Here is an 8,353-nt window from a genome sequence, read left to right on the forward strand (position 1 = left end):
TTTCTATGTCGTCCCCATTAGCCGAGGCGAACCAGCCCTTCCTGCAAGCTCACCGTCGAATGGATGGCCTGCGCCTGCACACCAAATTGCGCATTCGTCAGCACGTCCTGCGCCTTGCCCAGGCCCATGCCGGCCAGCGTGCCGTCCGCGCCATAGTGGTAGGCCAGGTCGCCGCCCAGTGCTTCGCTGTCGCTGCCGGCCAGGTGGAACTGCGTGAGCCCGTTGCTCAGTGCCCAGCTGCTCAGCCCTGGCGTGGCCGTACGCGCTGCATCGAACGCGCCGACCAGTCCCTGGAAGTCAAAGGTCTGCACCTTTTTGTTGAGCAGTGGGTCGCTGGAGTTCGCATCAAAGGCCGCCATGGCTTCTGCCACCAGTTGCAGGTTCAGCACGCTTTGATTGGCCGTGCTGCCGTACCAGTAGCTGAAGGTCAGCTGGTCGGTGTCACTGAGCTTGAGGATCAGGTCGTTACCGCTCTTTTCCAGGCTCAGCTTGGCGTAGTCAAGGCCGACGCCGCCCAGGCTGACGGTGTCGTCCGGACCCATGGAGGCGCCGCTCGCATACACCGTATCCTGGCCGTCACCGACATTGAAGGCGACGAGGTCTTTCCCGTTGCCGAGGCTGACCACGTCGTTTCCGCTGCCACCTATAAAGAGGTCCGCGGCGGCGGCGCTGCCGCTCAAATGGTCGACGCCGGCTCCTGCATTGAGGTAATTGCTGCCATTGCCATCCGCGAGCTGGTCGTTTCCTGCACCGCCTTCGAGCACATCGAAGCCGCCGGCGCCATCGAGCATGTCGCTGCCGCCAAGCCCCTTCAGCATGTCATTGCTGGTGGCGCCAATCATGTAGTCATCACCCTGGGTTCCGCCAAACACTACCGCTGCTGCCATCGCGGCGAAGTCGGTTTTGCTCCACAGCGTGCCGTCAGCAAACTCGACTTGCTCGATCTTGTAGGCATCGTTCAAATACCACCTGGCAAGCGTGATCACATCCGTCGTGCCGTCTATGCTCAGGAAAAGATCCCAGTTGTTGCGGTTGAGCTTGATGTCGCCGGCCGTCACGGAGCTGTCGAAGCGGAGGGTATCGATGTTGCCAACCGTGGTGTCGTATTCGGTAATGAAGTCCGAGCCATCCCCGCGCTTGTACAGGTACACGTCATTGCCGATATTGCCGTTGAGCGTGTCGTTGCCGGCGCCGCCATCGATCACGTCGCCRAGGATYGACCCCATCACGAGATCATCRCCCGCCGTCCCGCYAAACACCGCCATCGCGGYCAGGGCAGAGGTATCCCACACMGTGCCRTCGGCAARCTGGACCTGCTCGATTTTGAAGGCGTTGTTGTTGTTGCCGTCAAACCAGTATCGCAGCGTGATCCGGTCCGAGGTACCGTTGATGTTCAGGTACAGATGRTTGTTATCRCGGGTTACCCTGATRTCYGCAGCAGCCAMCGARCTGTCGAARCGCAMGGTGTCAACGTTGCCGGTCAGGGARTCGTAATCGCTGATGGTGTCCGAGCCGTCCCCRCGYTTGTAGAGGTAGACGTCGTTGCCAAGACCGCCGTCCAGCAAGTCGTTGCCGCCTTGCCCCTGCAGTATGTCGTCACCTCCGGTGCCCGAGAGAGAGTCGTCTCCCGCCGTGCCGCGAACAATGCTCAAGTCCAGCAAGTCGCTCTGGTTCCATACCGTACCGTCTGCGAACTCGACRCGCTCGACCTTGTCGGCATCSCCGTCAAACCAGTTGCTCAGGATGATMCGGTCCGTCGTGCCYGTTATGTTCAGGTACAGATTGGCYTGGTCCCGAGTYACATTGATGTCCGYCACCGCCACGGACCCGTCGAAGCGGACCGTGTCGATATTGCCGGCCGACACATCGTGGTCCGTGATGGTGTCCGTGCCGTCGCCCCGTTTGTAGAGGTACACGTCGTTACCGCCTTCTCCGCGAAGCGTGTCGTTTCCGGTCCCACCCTCCATCGTCTCAACATCCGCGGTTCCCCACAGATAATCGTCGCCGCTGGTGCCGGCAAGCACGGCAGCCGCCACCAAGGCTGTCACCTGGGCCTTGTCCCACACCGTGCCGTCGGCAAACTCGATTTGCTCAATCCGGTATCTCTCATCAAAGAACCAGTTCCTGACCGTGATCACATCAGAGCTTCCCTCGATATGCAGATAGAGATGCCAGGCATCACGGGTGACCTTGACATCGCTCGCCAGCACCGCATCGCCGAAGCGAAGGGTGTCGATATTGCCCACGGTGTCATCGGACTCCCCAATGGAGTCCGAGCCGTCCCCACGCTGGTAGAGGTACACGTCGTTGCCTCCATTGCCATAGAGCGCATCGTTGCCGGTGCCACCGTCAAACACGTCGCCAAGCATGGATCCCATCAGGACATCATCACCCGCCGTGCCCGCAAATACCGCCATTGCTGCCAGGGCCGAGGTGCCCCACACCGTGCCGTCGGAAAATTGGACCTGCTCGATCTTGAAGGCATTGTTGTTGCCGGTGTCAAACCAATATTGCAGCGTGATTCGGTCCGAGCTTCCCTTGATATTCAGGTACAGATGAGAGCCGTCGCGGGTCACCTTGACGTCCGACGCCGTCACCGAACTGTCGAAACGTACGGTATCAACGTTACCGGCCAGTGAATCGTATTCGCGGATGGTGTCCGAACCGTCTCCGCGTTTATAGAGGTAGACATCGTTACCTTCGCCTCCGTCCAGCAGGTCGTTGCCGGCTTGCCCGTCAAACACGTCCGCTGCGCTTGTGCCTCCCAGTGTGTCGTCTCCGGCTGTACCCAGGACTGTCGGGGTGACTACGGTTGACACGGCGGCCGCCAAGGCCTGCTGGTCCCACACGGTGCCGTCGGCGAACTCAACCCGCTCCACCTGTTTGAATTGATCGGTATTGTCGGCAAACCAGTTGTTGAATTGCACCTTATCGTCCGTGCCGTTGATGCTCAAAGTCAGTGTGCCGGCTTCATCACGTGTGACCGTGATATCAGCCACTTCTACAGTGCTGTCAAAGCGCAGGGTATCGATACCGCCCGCGGTTTCGTTGAACTCGCCGATCAGGTCCACGCCTGAGCCGCGGCCAAAGAGGTAGACGTCGCTACCCGCGCCGCCAGTCAGGTAGTCATTGCCGGCGCCGCCATCCAACGTGTCGTCGCCGCCGACGCCCATCAGATCGTCGTCACCGTCCAGGCCGTTGATCGTGTCGTCGCCGGACGTGCCCACCAGCTCGTCGCTGCTTTCGCTGGCATCGCCCAACACCACCAGGCTTTCAAGCATGGCGGCGTTCCACACGGTGCCGTCGTAAAACTCGATCTGCTCTATCTGGCTGCTGCCCCCGCCTATGAACCAGCCGCCGAGGGTGATCCTGTCGCTTGTGCCGGCGATGTCCAGGTACAAGTCCTCAACGTTTCGGGTGACCTTGATGTCGGAGGCGGAAATCGTGCCGTCGTAGAAGCGCAAGGTGTCGACATTGCCGCTCGTTTCATCGTAGTCATCGATGCGGTCCGAGCCGTCGCCTCGGCTATACAGGTATACGTCATTGCCGCCCTCATCGTTCAACCAGTCGTCGCCAGTCCCGCTGTCCAGGAGGTCATCGCCCTGCCCGCCGTACAAGGCGTCGTTACCGCTGCCGCCCGCGATGATGTCGTTGCCACCCAGGCCGTACAGCTCGTCGGCGCCGCCCAAGCCCAGCAGGAACTCACCGTCCTCAGTTCCTTCCAGGTAGTCGCTGCCTTCAGAGGGGCCAAACTGGGCCATGGCAGCCAGGTCTTCCTGTTTCCACACCGTACCGTCGGCAAACAGAACACGCTCGACCTGGTAGGCCTCGCTTTCGAACCAGGAACTGAGCTGGATGCGATCCTGGGTGCCGTCTATGCCCAGGAACAGATGCCCATAGGAATCACGCGTGACCCGAACATCGGCCGCTGAAATGCCGCTGTCAAAGCGAATGGCGTCGATGTTGCCCAGGGTCTCGTCATACTCATCGATGATGTCCTGGCCGTCACCACGCTTGAACAGGTAGACGTCATTGCCCGCACCGCCGCTCAGCAAGTCATTGCCGGCCTGGCCGTCAAGGATCTCGAAGGCATCAGAGCCGTTCAGTTCCTCATCCCCTTCGGTTCCGGTGATGAGCGTCGGCAACCTGGCTTCCAGGTCCGCCTTGTTCCACACCGTTCCGTCGGCGAACTCGACCTGTTCCACCGTGTCGGCGCCGTCGGCAAACCAGTTGCTGATCTCGATGCGGTCCGTGCTGCCGTCCATGCTCAGGTAAAGGTTGAGGCCTTCGCGGCTGACCCTGACGTCCGCCACGCTGACGGTGTCGTCAAAGCGGATGGTGTCGACATTGCCGGCCGTTGAATCGTCTTCATTGACCGTATCCAGGCCGTCGCCGCGGCTGAAGAGGTAGACATCGCTGCCGGCCCCGCCTCCCAGCGTGTCGTCGCCCCGGCCGCCTTGCAGCACATCGTCGCCCGCGCCGGCGAGCATGCGATCGGTCACGCTTGTGCCGGTCATGGTGTCGGCATCGGAGGTGCCCGACAGGTCGAAGCCCTGGCCGATAAGGTCCTGCAGGTTCAGCACACTGCCGTCGGCAAACTGGAGATCCAGTACGCTTGAGAAGTTTTCTGCGTCGTTGGGGTCGAAGTTTTCCAGGTGGATGATTTCGCCCTGGCCGGCCAGCTTGATCAGCAGTGAGCCTTCGCCCAGGCCCAAGGTGGCCGCGGCGCTAACACCGCTGCCAAAGCGCACGGCGCCGCCGCCCGGGTCGGTGATGTGCACCTCGCCGCTGCCCGGGTTATAGACATAGATGTCCATGCCCGAATTGCCCGTCATACGGGTATTCGGCCCGGCGATAAAGGTGGTGGAAAAGCCGGGCACGCCATAAAGATCCATGTCACCGGCGCTGCCATCCTTGAGCAAGCCCTGGCTGGTCATTGCGGCCGCGGAAAGCACCGCGCCGCCTGAGGTGAACAAAATGGCCTGCGGCATAGCGCCGGAGTCGGCATACCAGCCGCTGATTCGCAGGCTGTCGCCGCTGCTGCCAATGATCGAGATCAGCAGGTCCACGCCATCGCTCTCGACCTTGAGCTCGCCGGCGGAAGCGACCGCCGCGCGAATGCCCGCCACGTCGGCCGCATCCACGCTCTGCTCGCCCATACCCGAAAAAATCCGCGAGTAGCCAGTGTCAAAGTCCGGCGCGGGCGGCGCCAGGGCGATCAGGTCCAGCAGGGTGCTGACCGAGCCGTCGGCGAATTCAAACTGCTGCGCCACGCTGTTCAGCGCATCGCCGCTGCGCGGCATCAGGATGCGTATGCCTTGGTCCGGTCCCCACAGGATGTCGAGCGTGACGTGCGTGACACCGTCAAGAGGCGCGACAGCCTCCCCCCAGGACAGGGTCAAGTCCGCCAGCACAAGCCCGGGGCCGAAGGTGATGACACTCGCAGAAATCACACTGTCATCCAGCAGCGGCTGCAGCACCGCGAAATCGTTCGCCGTCAGCATGGTGACCGCCAGAGGATGCGAGTCATAGTAGTCGCTGGCCACCAACTCATCTTCCACACGGGTGTACGGCGTTTTGTACAGCACCGTCAAAGGCTCCACATAACTCCACCTCGTGTAGGGGTCCGCCATTGCAATGTCGAACGTCGGCCAATATTCGCTGGGAACGAAGGCTGCGCGCGCATCCTCTATGGAATCGTAATATTTTCCATAGCCTTCACCAAAAACAAGATTGAATTTTCCGCCGTGCTGGTACATCCGCGCCCAATCTCCATATCCCATCGCCTGGTAAATCGCATCGATCACCTCGGATTGACCATGGCTAGCGTTGTCGTTCTCCCAGTCGAAGTCCTGGCCTATGAGATCTATGCCCAGGTTATCGGGATTGACCAGAATTTGGCCACCACCCACCACCGTATCGTGGCCGTCCCCGACCACCATGATGCGCCCATTCTCCAGGTACTGATCGCCAGTACCGGCCATCAGCGTTCCACCGCCTATCAACTGCGCATTACCGGTACCACCATAGGCAAAGCCGGCCCCATAAATGGTGTTGTTGCCGATGCCGCCTATCACGGCTGAGTAGCCGTCGGCCGATACCGTCTGGTCACCGTCGGCCAGTATCGAAGGGCCAAGGTTGTAGGCGAATTGCTGGTGCAGGAAGTCGACCGCAACATAGCCCGGCAGGTTGCCGGCTTGTGCGGCTGGTCCTGGGTCCTGGAAGGTCAACTGATTGGTTGTACCTGTGTAGTAGTCTGTATCGACGTCAACCCGCGTGTAGCCGTTAAGGCTCACCGAACCAGACCCATCGGTCCCGTACTCAGCTTGCCACTCCGATCCAAAGTGGCTGCTGGAGTCTTTTGTCCAGTGCACCGCGCTCCATGCGTTTTGGAAGCTGGAGGAGTAGTTGTAGGCCTGAAGCGTATCGGTGCCGCTGGCAACCACGTTCGTTTGGAAAGTGATCATGGCAGTTGTGTCCGTGGCTCGCTGCGACGGCAGGTCCCCGTCCCATCCCTCAACAGAAACGTAGGAAGACGTGACACCCGAGAGGTTCTTGAAATACTCCGTCCTCTTGCCATAGGTTTTGGAAATGTCCACGGCGTAACTGTCGGCCCGGAACCACGAGCCGTCCACCCGCTGCGTGTACCCGCCGTCGGAGTAACCCCGTGAAATCGAACCAAATGAGCTGGACTGGAAATCCTTGAGCAGGTTTGCCTGCAGTTGGGCCCAATCGGTCTGGCTGGCCGCTACGAGCGCCTCACCCGTGGTGGTGTTGCCCTGCGCGTCCTCAAACACCCACGACGTCTGGGTGGAGGCGTAATAGTCCTTGATGCGCATGGATGCCGAGGTGCCTCGCACCTCGACCACCAGGTCATTGGCGCGGCGCACGGCGGTCAGGTCTTCAAACTTCATGCCCGCGGCACCCAGCTTGATGATGGAGCCTTCGGCGGAGTCATCGACTACGGTATTGCGGTCGGCACCGTAGCCGAGCACATACGTGTCCAACCCGTCACCACCGGCCAGCGTGTCATTGCCGCGGCTGGCGTACAGCAGGTCATCGCCGCCGTCGCCATACACCATGTCGTCGCCGTTACCGCCGCTCAGCACGTCATTGCCGCCACCCGCATGCAGCGTGTCGTTGCCGTTGCCACCACTCAGATTGTCGGTGCCCGCGCCTGAGGTCAGGCTGTCGTTGCCGTCGCCGCCCTGCACGGTGTTGTTGCCGTCTCCGGCTGTGAGCACATCGTTACCTTCACCGCCATTCAGGGCGTCGTTGCCCGAGCCCGAGGTAATGGTGTCRTTGCCCYCATCGCCACTCAAGGYATTGTTGCCGTCGCCGGCGGAGAGTGAATCGTTACCTTCACCGCCGTTCAGGGTATCGTTGCCCGAGCCTGAGGTGATGGTGTCGTTGCCCTCATCGCCGTTCATGGTGTTGTCGCCGTCGCCCGCCGTGAGCTGGTCGGCTCCCGAGCCACCGTCGAGGGTGTTATCCCCGTCTCCGGCTATGAGGGTGTCGTTGCCCTCGCCCCCCTGCAGGTTGTTGTCCATGTCACCCACGGTGATGCTGTCATCGCCCACCCCGCCGTCGAAGGTGTTGTTGCCTTCGGTGTCGATCAGGGTGTCGTCGCCGTCACCACCCATCAGGATGTCGTCGCCGGCGCCGCCTTCGAGGTGGTCGTCGCCCGCCTCTCCATACAGGGTGTCGTCGCCGTCACCGCCGAGCAGGATGTCATCGCCGCCACCGCCGTAGAGCTTGTCCGCGCCTTCACCGCCATCGAGGTAGTCATCGCCGTGAAGTTCAAGGCTGATCTTGCTCTCGAGGGCATCGCCCCAGAGTATGTCGTCGCCTTTACCGCCAAGAATCGTGTCGTCGTTACCGCCACCCTCAGCGTAATCGTCTCCGTCCCCGCCCTCCAGGTAATCCTCCCCGTGAAACTCACCCTCCAGGCGGCTTTCAATGTCATCGCCAAAAAGCTTGTCTTTTCCGCTGCCACCGATCAGGGTGTCGTCCCCACCATCACCCTGCAGCTGGTCATCCCCTTCTCCGCCATCGAGGTAGTCGTCGCCATGGAAATTTCCGGGGATATGGTTATCGTCGCCCTCTTCGCCGGAGTCGTCACCCCATAGAAGGTCATTGCCCGTTCCGCCATATAAGGTATCGCTTTTCCCTCCCCCTACCAACTGGTCGTCGCCGGCGCCTCCATCCAGAAAATCAGTTCCGTGAAACTCTCCGTCCAGCTTGGGCAGCGCGGCGTCGCCCCACAACTGGTCGGCGCCATTGCCGCCCTTCAGGCTGTCGTTTCCACCATTGCCTTCGGCATAGTCGTCGCCATCCCCGGCGTCGATGTAGT

Annotated in this window: 1 protein-coding gene; it reads right to left on the minus strand. The window is 61.1% G+C overall.

The genetic code is table 11. The features are described from left to right. Nucleotides 1-17: 17 nt before the first annotated feature. Complete coding sequence (locus AC1D0P_RS17695) at nucleotides 18-8,348, minus strand: calcium-binding protein (protein WP_477677946.1); 8,331 nt, start codon at nucleotides 8,346-8,348, stop codon at nucleotides 18-20. Between the last annotated feature and the right edge of the window lie 5 nt (nucleotides 8,349-8,353).

The organism is Polaromonas sp. P1_G2, from assembly GCF_056405515.1.